This is a genomic window from Psychroflexus aestuariivivens, from assembly GCF_004010055.1.
GTDB lineage: Bacteria > Bacteroidota > Bacteroidia > Flavobacteriales > Flavobacteriaceae > Psychroflexus > Psychroflexus aestuariivivens.
Genome location: NZ_RQVT01000058.1, coordinates 1 through 16,462, shown reverse-complemented (window position 1 = coordinate 16,462; position 16,462 = coordinate 1). Strand labels below are relative to the sequence as shown.

13 protein-coding genes are annotated in these 16,462 nt (G+C 34.0%); 6 read left to right on the top strand and 7 right to left on the bottom strand.

Features of this window, described 5'->3' with window-relative positions; translation table 11 throughout:
• Nucleotides 1–2,595, bottom strand: a 2,595-nt coding sequence (locus EIG86_RS12755) for a hypothetical protein (RefSeq protein ID WP_127846572.1), incomplete at its 3' end; no start/stop codon positions are given.
• 587 nt (nt 2,596–3,182) lie between these two features.
• Between EIG86_RS12755 and EIG86_RS12750 the strand changes: the two genes are divergently transcribed.
• The 6 genes from EIG86_RS12750 (at nt 3,183) to EIG86_RS12725 (ending at nt 8,476) form a co-directional block, all read left to right on the top strand.
• Nucleotides 3,183–4,289, top strand: a complete 1,107-nt coding sequence (locus tag EIG86_RS12750) for an alkene reductase (RefSeq protein WP_127846571.1) — start codon at nt 3,183–3,185, stop codon at nt 4,287–4,289.
• Nucleotides 4,290–4,362: 73 nt separating this feature from the next.
• A complete protein-coding gene (locus EIG86_RS12745; RefSeq protein WP_127846570.1) occupies nt 4,363–4,986 on the top strand; it encodes a flavin reductase family protein in 624 nt (207 codons plus the stop codon).
• Between the two features lie 14 nt (nt 4,987–5,000).
• Entirely contained in the window at nt 5,001–5,138 is a 138-nt protein-coding gene (locus EIG86_RS12740; RefSeq protein ID WP_127846569.1) for a DUF2256 domain-containing protein, read from the top strand.
• The gene (locus EIG86_RS12735; RefSeq protein WP_127846568.1) at nt 5,117–6,430 is read left to right on the top strand and encodes a DASH family cryptochrome; all 1,314 of its coding nucleotides are present in this window, start codon (nt 5,117–5,119) and stop codon (nt 6,428–6,430) included. The genes EIG86_RS12740 and EIG86_RS12735 overlap by 22 nt, the downstream gene beginning before the upstream one ends.
• 205 nt (nt 6,431–6,635) lie before the next feature.
• A complete protein-coding gene (locus EIG86_RS12730; RefSeq protein ID WP_127846567.1) occupies nt 6,636–8,174 on the top strand; it encodes a cryptochrome/photolyase family protein in 1,539 nt (512 codons plus the stop codon).
• A 50-nt stretch (nt 8,175–8,224) separates the two neighbouring features.
• A complete protein-coding gene (locus EIG86_RS12725; RefSeq protein WP_127846566.1) occupies nt 8,225–8,476 on the top strand; it encodes a hypothetical protein in 252 nt (83 codons plus the stop codon).
• A gap of 270 nt (nt 8,477–8,746) precedes the next feature.
• Here EIG86_RS12725 and pyrF read toward each other — a convergent pair whose 3' ends face one another.
• The 6 genes from pyrF to EIG86_RS12695 form a co-directional block, all read right to left on the bottom strand.
• A complete protein-coding gene (pyrF, locus tag EIG86_RS12720; RefSeq protein WP_127846565.1) occupies nt 8,747–9,556 on the bottom strand; it encodes an orotidine-5'-phosphate decarboxylase in 810 nt (269 codons plus the stop codon).
• Between the two features lie 8 nt (nt 9,557–9,564).
• A complete protein-coding gene (gene prfA, locus EIG86_RS12715; RefSeq protein ID WP_127846564.1) occupies nt 9,565–10,641 on the bottom strand; it encodes a peptide chain release factor 1 in 1,077 nt (358 codons plus the stop codon).
• A gap of 117 nt (nt 10,642–10,758) precedes the next feature.
• Nucleotides 10,759–11,823, bottom strand: coding sequence for a DUF3078 domain-containing protein (locus EIG86_RS12710; protein ID WP_127846563.1), 1,065 nt, complete (start codon nt 11,821–11,823; stop codon nt 10,759–10,761).
• Between the two features lie 6 nt (nt 11,824–11,829).
• Nucleotides 11,830–13,005 carry an AIR synthase related protein gene (locus EIG86_RS12705; protein ID WP_127846562.1) on the bottom strand — a complete coding sequence of 392 codons (1,176 nt, stop codon included), beginning with the start codon at nt 13,003–13,005 and terminating at the stop codon, nt 11,830–11,832.
• Between the two features lie 84 nt (nt 13,006–13,089).
• The gene (locus EIG86_RS12700; protein ID WP_127846561.1) at nt 13,090–15,276 is read right to left on the bottom strand and encodes a glutamine synthetase III family protein; all 2,187 of its coding nucleotides are present in this window, start codon (nt 15,274–15,276) and stop codon (nt 13,090–13,092) included.
• 110 nt (nt 15,277–15,386) lie between these two features.
• Nucleotides 15,387–16,334, bottom strand: a complete 948-nt coding sequence (locus EIG86_RS12695) for a calcium/sodium antiporter (protein ID WP_127846560.1) — start codon at nt 16,332–16,334, stop codon at nt 15,387–15,389.
• Between the last annotated feature and the right edge of the window lie 128 nt (nt 16,335–16,462).

Below are 16,462 nucleotides of genomic sequence, written 5' to 3'. Positions count from 1 at the left end.
TTCGCCTTCAGCGGCATCACTTTGACTCAGATGATAAGTCACTAGGTAATCATCACTATTGTCGGTCTCCCCAAAGATAAAGGCTTCTTGGCTAGTCAAATCAAGTCCAATACCTATGCCGTCTGTGGTATCAGCGCAGACTTCAAAATCGGTGAGGGCAAAAGGAATAAAATCTACTGGCAAAACTTCGATTTCAAAATTGGTGGTGCTTTGGCAGCCGGTTTCAGTATCGGTCACTAAAACATAAATCGTTTGAATCGGACTTTGGGTGTTGATGAAATTATCGGGATCGCTGATCGGGTTTTGGTCATTTTCGGCATCGTTTTGACTTTCGTGGTAGCTGAAGCTATAATTTTCAGGTGCATTTATAAGTCCACTTTCGACCACGGGCAAAAAGAAACTGGCTTGGCCATCATCATCCAAATCGCAAATGCGAATGGGATCGGGCGGATTTAAATCTGGTAATGGTAAAACAAGCAAATCGAAACTAGTCAGTGCATGACAGCCAGTCTCGATCTCAGTTACACGTACAAAAATCGTTTGTCCAGGAGAAGTGAAATTATCAGGATTTGTAATTGGATTTTGGTCGTTGTCAGCCTCTGATTCTGAGCTATAAAATTCAATCTCGTGCTCCGTGGCTGTCAATCCGTTTAGAATATTAAGATTGTTTTGTGTTAAATCAAAATCAGCTTGACCGTTGCCTTCATCACAGAGTTCGAGACTTGGTAAATCTTCAGGAGTAGCAATTTCAGGCAAGAGGTCAACTTGCAGTTCTAAACTAGTAAAGGATACACAATCATTATTGATGTCGGTAACGCGGACAAACAGCGTTTGTGAAAATGCGTTGTCATTAGTATAAGGACTGGATAAACCAGTTTCAATATTTAAATCTTCAACTTCGGCTTGGGTGGTGAAGAATTCGACGGCGTAATCCGAGTTATTATTGGTGATCTCATCTATTTTGCTGCTTAAATTAAAACTTGCAAATCCGTTTTGGCTGTCTGAAAAATCGCATTCTGCAAACATGGTAGGATCATTGATTTGTGGCGGCACAAGGCTTTCGATTTCAAAGTTACTGACGGCAAAACAATTGCCGTCAAAAATCCGAACCCAAATGGTTTCGTTTTGATCGGTTATGGAATATGAATCTAAATTATCGATGGCATTGACTTCAGTTTCTGCATCAATTTGAGAATTATAAAAACTAATTGTAAACTCATCTGTATTAATTTGACTAGCTGCTGCAGTTAAATCAAATTCAATTTCATCTACGAATCCACATTCCTCTAGGTTCTCCAAAATAGGAGGTTCTGGAGATTCATATATTTGTAAATCGTAAATGTATTCATTGTTTTCGAAGTTACTCTCCGTCACGATGCTATTGCCAGTTCCATCATCATTTACACGAACAATGATTTGAGTAGAAAGTGGTACATTATCTGGAATAACTACAGAAAAAACTAAATCTTCTGAACCATTAATAAGAATTTCATTTTCAGTAAATTCTGTTCCTAAATAAAGTTCATTCCCATTTTCATCAATAACAAAAAGGGAAACGGGAATATTCTCTGGCAAAGCTTGAGTAGAATTGAAATTATCTACAGAAGCAACAAAATCAATTATTTTATTATCACAAACACCTTCATTAAACGTATCTGTAATTTCTACAGTTGCATCTGGCAATTCAGAACTTATTGTCGTAGCTACATGGTGTAAAAAAACACCATCTTGATCAGAATTTAAGTTAATAGTAGCCTGGGTGTCTCCTACTTCAATAACATCTTCTATATCCAGAACATCTAAATCCATATTCCAAAGATTATTATTGCCTGTGTAAGAGTTTGTACCGTTGAACATATTATTTGCTGGGTTCAAAGGTAGGTCACTTAAGGTCACACCATTAAATTGTAGAGTTTCGTTTAAAGCAAGAGCATCATCACCCTCCCAAGCTAAAAAACCAATTTTAGCCCCATCTGTTTCGACGACATTAAGGTTGTCTAGAAGAATAGTGGTGCTATTATTAGATAAGCCTACAAATTCAAAACCATCATATATATTTACTTGATTAGCTCCTAAACTGGCTTCTTCATAAACAATTATTATTGCCCATCCTCCGTAATTTTGAGCTGTAGGACAATACGCTGAAATGATATTATTTAAATTAATACCAGAAACTGTATAATTACCATTTCCTGTATTTTGGACAATTTGAGTTACGTCTGACATCGCACCAAAAAAATCTAAATCAACTTGGCTGGTAGGAGAATCATAAATGTAAGAATAGGTTTTGTCTGCTGAAACTAGTTCATTATTTAAATTGATAGTGAAATTTCCAGAACCATCTCCAGAGCCAGACCAAAAAAGGTACGCAGCTTCAACTATCTGATCTGGATTTAAATTTAAACTTGTACTGGACTGAGTTGATATTACACATGCTACATTTAATCCGTTTTCTTGAACATTCAATGTGTTACCAATAGCTGTAAAATCGTAACTTCCATTAAATTGAGAATACAGTTCAAATTCTTGTGAATTTCCTTTTGAAAAAAAGAGGATGAAGCTCAAAACTAGTAACCTGAGTCGATGTTTTTTCATGTTCTGTATTTCTTAGCACATTCTTTAATATAAATAACAATCATTGAGTACATAAGTAAATGAAAAATATCAGATTAAAAATGCTTAAAATTTAAATCTGATATTTTTCATTTCAGTATATAATAGATTTTTGATATCTTGAATGAATCTCATTATTCAAATAATTGATTCTCAAAAAAAACTAAAGCTTTTTTTGACTATCATAAACTACTTTTTTAAAAACATTTCTTGCTTTCTAAATTGAAAGAAATCATATTTCTAATTTGAATGCTTTCGACATAAATCCATCCAAATATCAATTGAGAAAAGTTATAATTTTTAAAAATATTATTGCAATTTAAAATAAAAAAAGGGTTGAATCCTTGGAAATGGAATAAAATTTTAAGTTCAGATTAACTTAAATCACGAAAAAATTGAGGATCAGCAATAAACAGGAGAATCATTATTTAAAAATTAATATTTTAAGCAATTGACTTCTGTACAATAAGAACTTATTATACAGCTATAGATGAATACTTTAGCATATTTACAAGACTTTTAACGCTTACATCAAAACCTGTATATTAATTTTAAACGAAAAATTAATTATGAGTGATAAACAAGTATTACTAACCCCTTATTCATTAGGCGATTTAGAATTGAAAAACAGAGTCATCATGGCACCAATGACTAGAAGTCGTGCTGATAATAAATATAACGCACCGACAGATTTGCATACTAAATATTACCGTCAACGTGCTGGTGCTGGTCTAATTATATCTGAAGGATCTCAAGTTTCTGAGCGCGCTGTAGGATATGTGAATACCGCAGGAATTCACAATAAAGAACAAATCGAGGGTTGGCAAAAAGTTACTGAAGCCGTCCATGACGAAGGCGGAAAAATATTCATACAGTTATGGCATGTTGGTAGAATTTCGCATCCAGACTTCCATGACGGCAAAAAGCCCTTGGCTCCTAGCGCAATAAATCCAAACGCTCAATCTTATACTTACGATGGTTTCAAAGATACAGTCACACCCAAAGCAATGTCCACGGAAGAAGTTAAAGAAACGGTACAAGATTTCAAGCGTGCCGCTAAAAATGCTGTAGATGCTGGTTTTGATGGTATCGAAATTCATTCTTCAAATGGATATTTATTTCATCAATTTTTCAACAAATCTTCTAACCACAGAACCGACGAATATGGTGGTTCTAAAGAAAATCGAGCTAGATTTTTGTTTGAAGTCTTAGAAGCTGTTAAAGTCTTTTTTCCTGAAAATAGAATCGGCGTTCGTTTGAATCCATCTCTACATGGCATCTTTGGAATGGAAGCTGATGAAGAGACCATTCCAACTTTTGAATATATTGTCAATAGACTGAGCGATGAATATGATTTGTCGTATTTACACCTTTCTGAACCATTCAACGATGTGAGCGACAAAGACTTTTTGGTGAGTAATATTGCTGAACATTTCAGACCTTTATATAAAGGGAATTTAATGATTAATGCTGGTTTCGATCAAGACAGTGGAAATAAAGTCATCGAAGATAAAAAAGCAGACTTAGTCGCTTTTGCGAAATTATTCATCTCTAATCCAGACTTGCCGACTCGTTTTGAAAAAAATGCACCGCTCCAAGATTGGGATCAAGACACTTTTTATACTACTGGTAAAAAAGGCTACACAGATTATCCAAGTTTGGAAGATGAATCATAATTTGTTTAATTTTTAACATAAATAAATTAAACAATAATTAAATTTAGGTCGATTTAAAAGTCGACCTTTTTTTATGAAACATATTACAAAAAAAGAAATATTAGACATGCCAAGATTGGAACGTATGCATCTAATCAATAGTTGTGGTGGTGTAAAATCTGCAAATTTAATAGGAACTATTTCAAATCAAGACATTTCTAACTTAGCCGTTTTCAACTCTGTAATACATCTGGGCAGCAATCCGCCGATGTTGTGTTTTATGTTGAGACCAATAACCGTAGCCAGACATACCTACGACAATATGAAATCGACTGGCGAATTTACTGTAAATCACATTCATCAAGATTTTATTCAACAAGCTCATCAAACTTCAGCAAAATATAATGAAAATGAATCGGAATTTGAAGCTGTGAATTTAGACACTTATTTTCTCCCAGAATTTAAAGCACCTTTTGTAAAATTTTCAGCCATACAAATAGGCTGTCGTTTTGTAAATGAATATCATATTAAAGAACAAAACTGCCACCTCATTATCGGAGAAATAGAACATTTGCGTTTTGAAGACAACCTTCAACACAAAGATGGATGGCTTGATCTTTCAAAAGCGAAAACAGCCGGAATTATTGGTTTAGATGGATATGTCGCAACAGAACTTTTAGACAGATTTGCTTACGCCAGACCAAACGAAAACAGCTAATCTTTATTGAAATAATGGCACATACAAAACCACATTTGCCACAAAAAATTTGTGCAACTTGTAGAAAATCATTCACCTGGCGAAAAAAATGGAAATTGAATTGGGAACACGTTAAATATTGTAGTGAAAAATGCAAACGAAACAAAATATAAACGTCGTTTGGTTTAGAAACGACCTTAGAACAGAGGACCAACAGTCTTTAGCCAAAGCTTGCGATCAAGAAACACAAGTTATTGGATTATACTGTTTTGATCCTAGACATTATGTAGAAACCAAATATGGTTTCAAAAAAACTGAGAAATACAGGGCAAAATTTTGCATTGAAAGTGTGCAATCACTTCAGAAAAACCTGAAAGCACTGAATATTGGCTTGAATATAAGCTGCGACACACCAGAAGCTACTTTTGAAAAATTATCTAATGATTATAAAATTCAAAACCTCTTTTTTCAAAAAGAATGGACGCAAGAGGAATTTGAAATCGAAAAATCTCTTAGAAAAAAATTACCAGACACAAATTTCATCGCCAGCTACGACCAATTCATGTATCATCCTAATGATGTACCGTTTGAAAATTGGAATGAAATCCCAGAAGTGTACACCAGTTTTAGAAAACATTGCGAAAAAAAGGCAATAGCCCGCAAACCAACGCCAAAACCCGATGCTAAGCCGAAAGAACATTATAAAGATTTTGGAAATCATTTGCCTTCGTTATCAGATTTAGGTTTAACAGAATTCGAGCTTGATTTCAGAAGCGCTTTTCCGTTTGAAGGTGGTGAAGACGAGGCATGGAAAAGACTAAACCATTACTTTTGGAACACCAAGAAACTACAATACTACAAGAAAACAAGAAACGGACTTTTGGGCACAGATTACAGTTCCAAATTTTCGGCATGGCTTGCTAATGGAAGCATTTCAGCAGTTTCAACTTATCATCAGGTCAAAAAATTTGAATCTGAAGTCAAAAAAAATCAGGATACATACTGGTTAATTTTCGAATTAATTTGGCGAGATTATTTCAAATATATTTCTTTAAAACACGGCAACAAAATTTTTCAATTGGGTGGCATTTTAGACAAAAACTATGAGTGGCAAAATGATGAAAAAGCCTTCAAAAAATGGATAAATGGCACAACAGAAGAAGATTTTGTCAATGCTAATATGTTAGAAATCAAGAATACAGGATTTATGAGCAATCGTGGTCGGCAAAATGTCAATAGTTTTTGGGCCAAAGAATGGCAACAAGATTGGCGCATAGGTGCTGCCTATTTTGAATCTATGCTCATCGACTATGATGTACATAGCAATTGGGGAAACTGGATGTACAACAGTGGCGTTGGCAACGATCCACGTGATAGGAAATTCAATATTAAAACTCAGGCTAAACGTTACGATCCCAACGGAAATTACCAGCGCACATGGTTACAAAAAACTTTGTTTGAGTAGCCGGGAACCTGCTCTTTGCTCTACTTGGTTCTTCAAAACAAGTCTTTTGACTCGCCAAAATAGCTTCTTGCAGTCGCTTTTTGGCAATACAATGACTAAGCCTTGCAAAACCAAGGATGCCGCTTCGATCAGGGCTAGGATTTTAGAAAATTAGAAATTAAACGCCATAAATAAAAAGTCTATAAGTTATTTAAAGATTTAAGTTATGAAAAAAACATTAAGATTGATTCTCGGCGACCAACTGAATTACAATCATTCTTGGCTAGATGATAAGAATGAGAACCTTATATATTTCATGGCCGAAACCAAAGAAGAAACCACCTATGTAAAACATCACATTCAAAAAGTTGTCGGTTTTTTCATATCCATGCGCCAATTTGCAGAACATTTGAAATCCGAAGGTCATCGCATAGTTTACTACGAAATTGATTCAGAAGACAATCAACAAGATTTGATTGAAAACCTAAATCACCTGATCGAAAAATATGGAATTGAAAAATTCGAATACCAAATGCCAGATGAATTTCGACTGGATCAAAAGCTAAAAGCCTATTGCAATAAACTAGAAATCGATTATGAAGTCTGTGATTCAGAGCATTTTTACACCAAAAGATCTGATGTCGCTGATTTTTACGAAGGCAAAAAAGGCATGACAATGGAATACTTTTATCGTGATATGCGAAAAAAACATGACATCCTAATAAATGCTGGTCAGAAACCAGAAGGCGGACAATGGAATTTCGATAAAAGTAATCGTAAAAAATGGAGCGGAAATCCATCAATTCCAAAATTCAAAAGTTTTGACAAAAATGTTGAATCTGTTGTAAATCAAATACAGTCGCAGAATATCAAAACGATGGGACGTATTGATGAGAAAAACTTTGTTTGGCCCTGCTCTAGAGCAGAAGCTCTGGAAGTATTAGACTATTTTTGTGAAACACTTTTAGTTCATTTTGGCGATTACGAAGATGCAATGCATACCGATGAAAAGTTTTTGTTTCATTCACGATTATCATTTGTTTTGAATACCAAAATGTTATCTCCAAAAGAAGTCATCGACGCTGCGGTAGAAACTTATTATTCTAATAAAAAAGAAATAGATATTTCACAAATAGAAGGTTTTGTGCGTCAAATCCTAGGATGGCGAGAATATATGCGCGGTTTATACTGGCACCAAATGCCTGGTTACAAATCGAAAAACAAACTCGAAAACCATAATAAATTGCCAGATTTCTATTGGACTGGTAAAACAGATATGAATTGTCTAAAACATTCTGTAAACCAAAGTTTGGATGAAGCTTATGCACACCATATCCAAAGATTGATGGTTCTGGGCAATTTCGCTTTACTGAATATGACAGATCCTGACGAAGTAGATAATTGGTATTTAGGCGTTTACATCGACGCTATAGAATGGGTAGAAATTACTAATACTCGCGGTATGAGTCAATTTGCGGACGGTGGCATTATTGCGACCAAACCTTACGTTTCCAGTGGAAGTTACATCAATAAAATGAGTAATTATTGCAAATCCTGTAAATACGCCGTAAATAAAAAAGAAGGTGATGATGCCTGTCCATTTAATAATTTATATTGGAATTTTTTATACGAAAAACAAGAACATTTTGAGAACAACCAGCGTATGAATATGATGATGAGCATGCTCAAAAAAATGAAAAAAGCAACATTGAACAATCATTTGGAGCGTGCAAAAGAAATAATAAAAAATCCTGATAAGTTTTAATATATTTAAGAAAAACTTTACTTTTGAAGCGTAATCAAAAATCAAAACAAATGAAAAAGTCAATTTTATCAATCACAATGGCTGCGCTTCTAGCATTAGGAGTTGTAAGCTGTAGAGAAGAAAAAAGCGAAACTGAAAAAGCTGCTGACGAAGTAGAAGAAACTATGGAAGAAGGTGCTGAAGAAGTAGAAGATGCTGCTGAAGACACTGGTGAAGCTATGGAAGACGCTGCTGAAGAAACTGGCGAAGCAATGGAAGAAGGTGCTGAAGAAGTAGAAGAAGAAATGGAAGGCGAGAAATAAATTTTCGTCAACTCTTAAAAAAGAAAAAAGTTTACACCGTTATGATGTAAACTTTTTTTATGTGCTATTGTTAGACTAAAAATTAGAAGATATCATTAGCCAAAAACTATCCATTAGAAGGATATGATTTTCAATATTTGATGAGAAACTCATTCTAAAATTATCAGATTAAATCATTTTACAGGTTTCAATAATTATAAAATGAAAACTAAAACTTGATCCAAGAAATCACTTTGGTTAAGAAAACTACTGCTGAAATTTATTTTGAGACTAAATGAATGTCTTCATTTCCTCTTGCATTTTTTTTGCTTGATCAGCTGCAGATTGAGCAAAGTCTTTTTTGTCTGAAGCATAAATTATAGCACGAGAAGCGTTGATTAACAAACCGTAATCTTCGTTGAGTCCGTATTGGCAAACATCTTTCAAACTTCCGCCTTGTGCACCTACGCCAGGAACGAGCAAAAAACTTTTAGGGACAAGTGCTCTTATATCTTTTAGAAATTGGGTTTGTGTTGCACCAACAACATACATCAATCTATGTGAATTTTGCCAAGTTTGAGAAGTTTTTAAAACTTGCTCAAATAACTTGTATTCACCTTGAGTTTTCAGTTGAAAATCATTAGCGCCTTCATTTGAAGTTAGGGCTAATAATATGGCGTGTTTATTTTCAAATTGTAAAAATGGTTCAACTGAATCTTTACCCATATAAGGAGCAATCGTAATCGAATCGAAATCTAAGTCTTCCAAAAATGCTTTAGCATACATTCTAGATGTATTGCCAATATCGCCACGTTTAGCATCTGCAATAGTATAATGGTCGGGATAATTGGTGTTTAGGTAAGAAATTGTTTTTTCTAAAGCTTGCCAACCTTTTAGACCATAAGCTTCATAGAAAGCAATATTGGGTTTGTAAGCCACACAGTATTCTGCTGTTGAATCGATAATGGCTTTATTGAATTCAAAAATAGGATCTTCAGTAGTTAATAAATATTTAGGTATTTTGTCCAAATCTACATCCAAACCAATGCAAAGCAAGGATTGTTTAGCTTTAATTTGAGCTATTAAATTTTCGATTTGCATAAATTCAATTATAAGTCGTCAGATATGTTCTTGAGTTTTTCGGTATTATCAACCAATTTCAATTCGTCAATAATTTTTTGAATGTCTCCATTGATAATATTATCCAAATCATACAAGGTCAAATTGATTCTATGATCTGTTACTCGACTTTGAGCATAATTGTAGGTTCTAATTTTGGCGCTTCTATCTCCACTTGTGACCATACTTCCACGCTTTTCTGCATCTTCTGCTTGCTTTTTAGCCAACTCCATTTCATAAAGACGTGATCTTAAAACTCGAAAAGCTTTTTCCTTATTTTTATGCTGAGATTTCTGATCCTGACATTGGGCAACAATTCCAGTCGGTTCATGAGTCAATCTTACTGCAGAATAAGTTGTGTTTACGGATTGTCCACCAGGTCCAGAAGAACAGAAATAATCTATTCTAACATCTTTGGGGTTAATTTCAATATCAAATTCTTCAGCTTCGGGAAAAACCATAACTGTGGCTGCACTGGTATGAACTCTACCTTGCGTTTCTGTTTGTGGCACTCTTTGTACACGATGTACACCAGCTTCATATTTCAAAGTTCCGTAAACTTCTTCTCCAGAAACTTCAAATTGAATTTCTTTGTAACCACCATTTGTGCCTTCACTATAATCAACAACATCAACCTTCCAACCTTTGTGTTCACAATACTTGGTTAGCATTCTGAAAATATCACCAGCAAAAATACTAGCTTCATCTCCCCCAGTTCCCGCTCGAACTTCGACAACAGCATTTTTGGCATCTTCAGGATCTTTTGGAATCAGCATCATTCTGATTTTCTCTTCAAGTTGTGGCAATTCATCCTTAGCTTCCTCATATTGCAATTTGGCCATATCGACCATTTCTGGATCAGATTCATTGTTCAGAATTTCCTCTGCTTCTTCTAAGTTGTTTTTTATTTCTATATAGTGATCGCGTTCTTCCATAATAGCTCTCAGTTCTTTATATTCTTTTGAAAGCTCTATATAACGTTTTTGATCTGAAATTATATCTGGTTGAATAATCAAGTCACTGACTTCATCGAACCGTTGTTTTATTAAATTTAATTTATCTAGCATAGTTAAAAAATGTGATTGCGAATTTACAATAATTCTTATGAATTTTTGAGTTCCGAATAAAAGTAAAAACGAGGAATTTCTTTTAAAAAAATAACTGTGTTCAACTTGAAATTGTTACTATAATTCAACAATAACACCAATGCCTAGTTGTTGCTTCCATTGAATTCTTGCACCTTTTTGAACCAAGTTGCCGTTGGCATTTTCTTCTTTAATTTTAATATCATCGTCGTATCTGATATGGGAACCAAAGTTGGCTTTCATAAATTCATTGATTTTAAAATTGAAGTTCAATTCCCAATCTACATCAATGTTGCCAAAATTGTTGATATAATCCGAATATAGGCTGAGCCTGCTTATGGCATTGACATTGTCGAAAATTTCTTTGGTAAATTCATTTGTGACTAAAATACCAAATTCATTTCTAGAAGTTTTTCCCTCTCTAATAATATTTCCTTCTTCGTCTCTAATCGCAGCTTCAACACCAAAGGCGCCATCGTTGGCAAGTCTTTGATTCAAAACAAAAGTAGATTTTTGCGTAATTGGTGACAGATACATTTCAAAAGATTCGTCTGGCAAGGTGTATTTTGCTCCAGCTCCTAAAAACACATAACCTGGAGCCATAAAACCAGAAATTGAATTGTCTTTATCGGGGTAATTGTAACCAGGTGCAATTTGGGTTCTATAGTTGAATTTAGCAGAATAAAACCAATTTGATTCTTTACTAAATTGGTAACCAAACGTTGAAATTATTTCTAGCTCATCTTCAGTTTTTCTAAGTTCCTGGTCTTCTTGTTTGTTCACTCCAAAACGAAAACGAAATTCATTATTCCACCGCAATGCATTTTTTCGGAATAAACGCTTGATATTCATACCGTATAATCCTGAAACAGAATTGGAACCACCAGCGTTCCAGTTTACAAAAGCTACTTCACTAAAATCCAAAGTAAATTGATTGAGTTCTTCCCAAAAACTGATAGGCCCAACGGTTGGTACTAACTCATTATATGAAAATTCGTATTTGTCTTTAACATCAAAACTTGAAATAATTAAAGGTTTAGCACCAATAGGAAATAAGTACTCACCAACTGGTTTAACTTCTTGAATTTCCCCAAAAATCTGAGCATTCACTTCTGTTACTAATAAACTAGTAAGAAAAAAAAGTATAAAAAAATTTTTAATCATTTGATTTTAATACTTGAACTGTCCGAATTCACTTTCAATAGTTAGTGATTTTTGATCGGCTGATTCTACTCTACCAACTATTTTAGCTTCTACATTAAATGACTTTGAAATTTCAATAATTTGATTGGCGATGGATTGATCTACATAAAATTCTAAACGGTGTCCCATATTAAAGACTTGATACATTTCTTGCCATTCTGTTTGGCTTTCGCTTTGAATAAGTTTGAATAACGGTGGAACTTCAAACATATTATTTTTGATAATGTGTAAATTATCTATAAAATGAAGAATTTTTGTTTGTGCACCGCCACTACAATGAATCATTCCATCAATTTGATCTTTACCTATTTCATTGAAGATTTTCTTAGCAATTGGCGCATAAGTTCTTGTCGGGGAAAGAATTAATCGTCCAACATCAGGTAATTCATCCGAAATTTTATCGGTAAGTTTTTTCGAACCAGAATAAATTAAATCTTCTGGAATTTTTGAATCAAAACTTTCTGGATATTTTTCAGCTAAATACTTATGTAGAACATCATGTCTTGCGGATGTCAGACCGTTGCTTCCCATACCACCATTGTATTCGGTTTCATAAGTAGCCTGACCACTTGAGGAAAGTCCGACAATAACATTGCCAGGTTTAATGTTAGCGTTATCGATAACTTCTGTTTTCTTCAATCTAGCAGTTACAGTAGAGTCAACAATTATAGTTCGCACCAAATCACCAACATCTGCAGTTTCACCACCAGTTGTATGAATGCTTAAACCATGGTGATTCAAGCTTTCTACTAAAGATTCTGTACCATTAATAATTTCAGAAATGACTTCGCCAGGAATTAGATTTTTATTACGTCCAATCGTAGAGGAAACCAAAATATGATCTGTAGCACCGACGCATAGTAGGTCGTCAATATTCATAATAAGGGCATCTTGTGCAATGCCTTTCCATACGCTTTTGTCCCAAGTTTCTTTCCAGTAAAGATAAGCTAGAGAAGATTTTGTTCCTGCTCCATCAGCATGCATAACGATGCAGTGCTCATCACTTTGGGTAAGATAATCAGGGATAATTTTGCAAAATGCTTTTGGAAAAATTCCCTTGTCAACATTTTTAATTGCATTATGGACATCTTCTTTTTGAGCAGACACACCACGTTTCGCATATCTGGCTTTATCTTTGTTCATATCTGAATGATTTTGGTGGCAAATTTAAAAAATAAACCCGGTGACTTGTAGTAAATCACCGGGTCAAATTGATTTTTATTTAAATTATTTTGTGAATAATAGTTCACGGTATTTTGTTAAAGGCCAAATTTCGTCATCAACTAAAAGTTCTAATTTATCACAATGGTAACGAATGTCTTCAAAATGAGGTTTTACTTTATCACAATAAGCAAATGCTTTTTTAGTTTCATCCTCTAAAGCGTTAGCTGATTTTCTTTCAGAAATCATAGCATCTATTCCTCCATTTATTTTTTCAAGGTGTTTTGAAATAGATTCGATAATGCTCATTTGTTCTTTTGCTTGATCTTTAAAGCCAGATCCATAAATTTCTTTAAGACCTTTGACATTTTTTATCAACACATTTTGATATTTTATGGCCGTAGGAATAATATGGTTTCTTGCAATATCTCCCAAAATTCGACTTTCTATCTGAATATGCTTAGAGTAGTTTTCGATTTCAATTTCGTAACGTGCCTTAACCTCAGTTTCATTCATGATTTCTAAATCCCTGAATAAATTGATAGCTTTTTCGGAGATTTTTGGTTTCAAAGCTTCAGGAGTCGTACGATAATTACTCAAGCCACGTTTTTCAGCTTCTTTTTCCCAAGCTTCACCGTAACCATCACCTTCAAATCTAATTTTCTTAGAGTCTTTGATGTATTCTCTTAAAACATTGAAAATAGCATCATCCTTTTTCATTTTTTTATCTTTGATAAGCGAATCAACTTCTGATTTAAATTCTTTGAGTTGTTTAGTAACAATGGCATTCAAAACAGTCATTGGATCAGCACAATTTGCTGTTGAACCTACTGCACGCAATTCAAATTTATTTCCTGTAAAGGCAAAAGGCGAAGTTCTATTTCGGTCTGTATTATCTAATAGTATTTCTGGAATTTTACCAACTACATTCAATTTGAGATCTGTTTTTTCTTCAGGAGAAAGCTTTCCATCAGTAACTTTTTCAAGTTCATCTAGAACTTTTGTCAATTGAGTACCGATGAAAACAGACATTACGGCTGGTGGGGCTTCATTAGCACCTAAGCGATGATCATTTGAAGCCGAAGCAATTGTTGCTCTTATGAGTTCTTCATTTTCGCCAAAAGCTTTTATCGTATTTATGAAAAAGGTTAAAAAACGCATATTTTTCATAGGCGTTTTCCCTGGGCTTAATAAGTTTGAACCAGAATCCGTAGCCAAAGACCAATTGTTGTGTTTTCCACTTCCGTTTACACCTTGAAATGGCTTTTCATGAAATAAAACTTTAAAGTTGTGACGTTCTGCTATTTTATCCATCACATCCATCAATAATGAATTATGGTCAACAGCAAGGTTGACTTCTTCAAAAATTGGCGCTAATTCAAATTGGTTTGGAGCAACTTCGTTATGTCTTGTTTTTACAGGAATTCCTAATAACATGCACTCGTGTTCCAAATCTCTCATGTAATTTAAAACTCGACTCGGGATAGATCCAAAATAGTGATCGTCCAATTGCTGACCTTTAGCAGGTGAATGTCCCAATAGTGTTCTTCCTGACATCATTAAGTCAGGTCTAGAAGCAGCTAAAGCTGAATCAACTAAGAAATATTCTTGCTCCCAACCAAGAGTTGTTATTACTTTATTTACTTTTTTATCGAAATACCTAACAACATCTGTTGCTGCTTTATCCAACGCTGAAACAGATCTTAATAATGGTGTTTTGTAATCTAAAGCTTCACCTGTATAAGCAACAAAAATAGTAGGAATACAAAGCGTTGTTCCCCACACAAAAGCTGGTGAAGTTGGATCCCAAGCAGTATAACCTCTAGCTTCAAAAGTATTTCTAATTCCACCATGAGGTAAGCTAGATGCGTCCGGTTCTTGTTGAACTAGTTGAGCTCCATTGAATTTTTCCATTGCTGAACCATCTTCAATAGTTTCAAAAAAAGCATCATGTTTTTCAGCTGTTGATCCTGTCAATGGTTGAAACCAATGAGTATAGTGTGTTGCACCTTTAGAAATTGCCCACTCTTTCATGCCAGTAGAAATATGATCTGCCAAAGAGCGTTCGATTTTGTATCCTTTATCAATTGCGTTTTTCAAACTTTGAAATGAATCTTTAGTTAAGAATTGACGCATTGCTTTTTCATTGAAAACATTACGACCAAATAGCTCTGATCGTCTTTCTGTTTCATTTACATCTACAGGTTTTCTATGAAGTGTTTCTTTAATTGCATTGAATCTTAAAATAGCCATTGTGATATATGTTTAATTCATCACAAATGTAAATATTATAATTATATGATGCTCAAAAATAGGGGGTAAATTTAAAATTCAAATTATTTAACACAAACAACCCCTATAAATTAAGAGCGAAAGGCTAGCAAAACGAATATTATATAAGCAATGAAAATTAAAACACCCTTATATCGGGAAATTTTATTAAAAGGTGGTATGAAAGAGAGTGGAACAAGAAAAAATGCGAAACCAATCATCCAGAAGATATCATTGGTTAAAACTTGTTTAGATTGTAAAAAAATAGGTTGAATTATAGCAGTTAAACCAATTACAGAACCTATATTGAAAATATTCGAACCAATTAAATTACCTAAAGATATTCCTTTTTCCTTTTTAAGTGCGGCAATAACAGATGCTGCTAATTCGGGAACACTGGTTCCTACAGCAATCATTGTAACAGAAATAACTCGTTCGCTAACCTCAAAAGATTCAGCTATACCAACAGCTCCATCAACTAGCCATTCTGAACCAAAATACAAACCAGAACCCCCAATTAGCAACCAAAGCACAATTTTAAATCCAGATGTTAATTCTAAACTAGGATCAACTTCTTCAACAGGTTTATCTCGCGAAGATTTAGCTTTTTTAATAAGAAATAATAAAAACAGAGTTAATATAATAAGAAATACGACACCTTCTATTCTAGAAATATTTTCTCCTGAACTTAGAAATACAAATAGCAGAATTGACAAAATCATCATGAGGGGCCAATTGAATTTCAAAAAATCAAGATCTATATCTATAGTAGAAATTATAGCCGTTAAGCCAAGAACAAGTCCAATGTTAGCAATATTAGACCCTATAACATTACCTAAAGAAATATCAGAGAAGCCAGACAAAGCTGCTTGTAAACTAACAAGAAGTTCGGGTGCAGAGGTTGCAAAAGATACAACAGTCAATCCAATAATCATTTTAGATATATTGAATTTCAAAGAAATGGCAACAGAAGATCTAACTAAAAATTCTCCTCCAACAACGAGAAGAATAAAACCAATTATTAGTAAAAAAATATCCATAAATCTAATTTAGTACAAAAATAAGTTTTAAGGTTAAACTGCATTAAAAAAAGTCTCTAATATATTTAAAACAAAAAAGCCTCTATTTCTAGAGGCTTTTATTGCAAATAAGGAAGGCGGCGACCTAC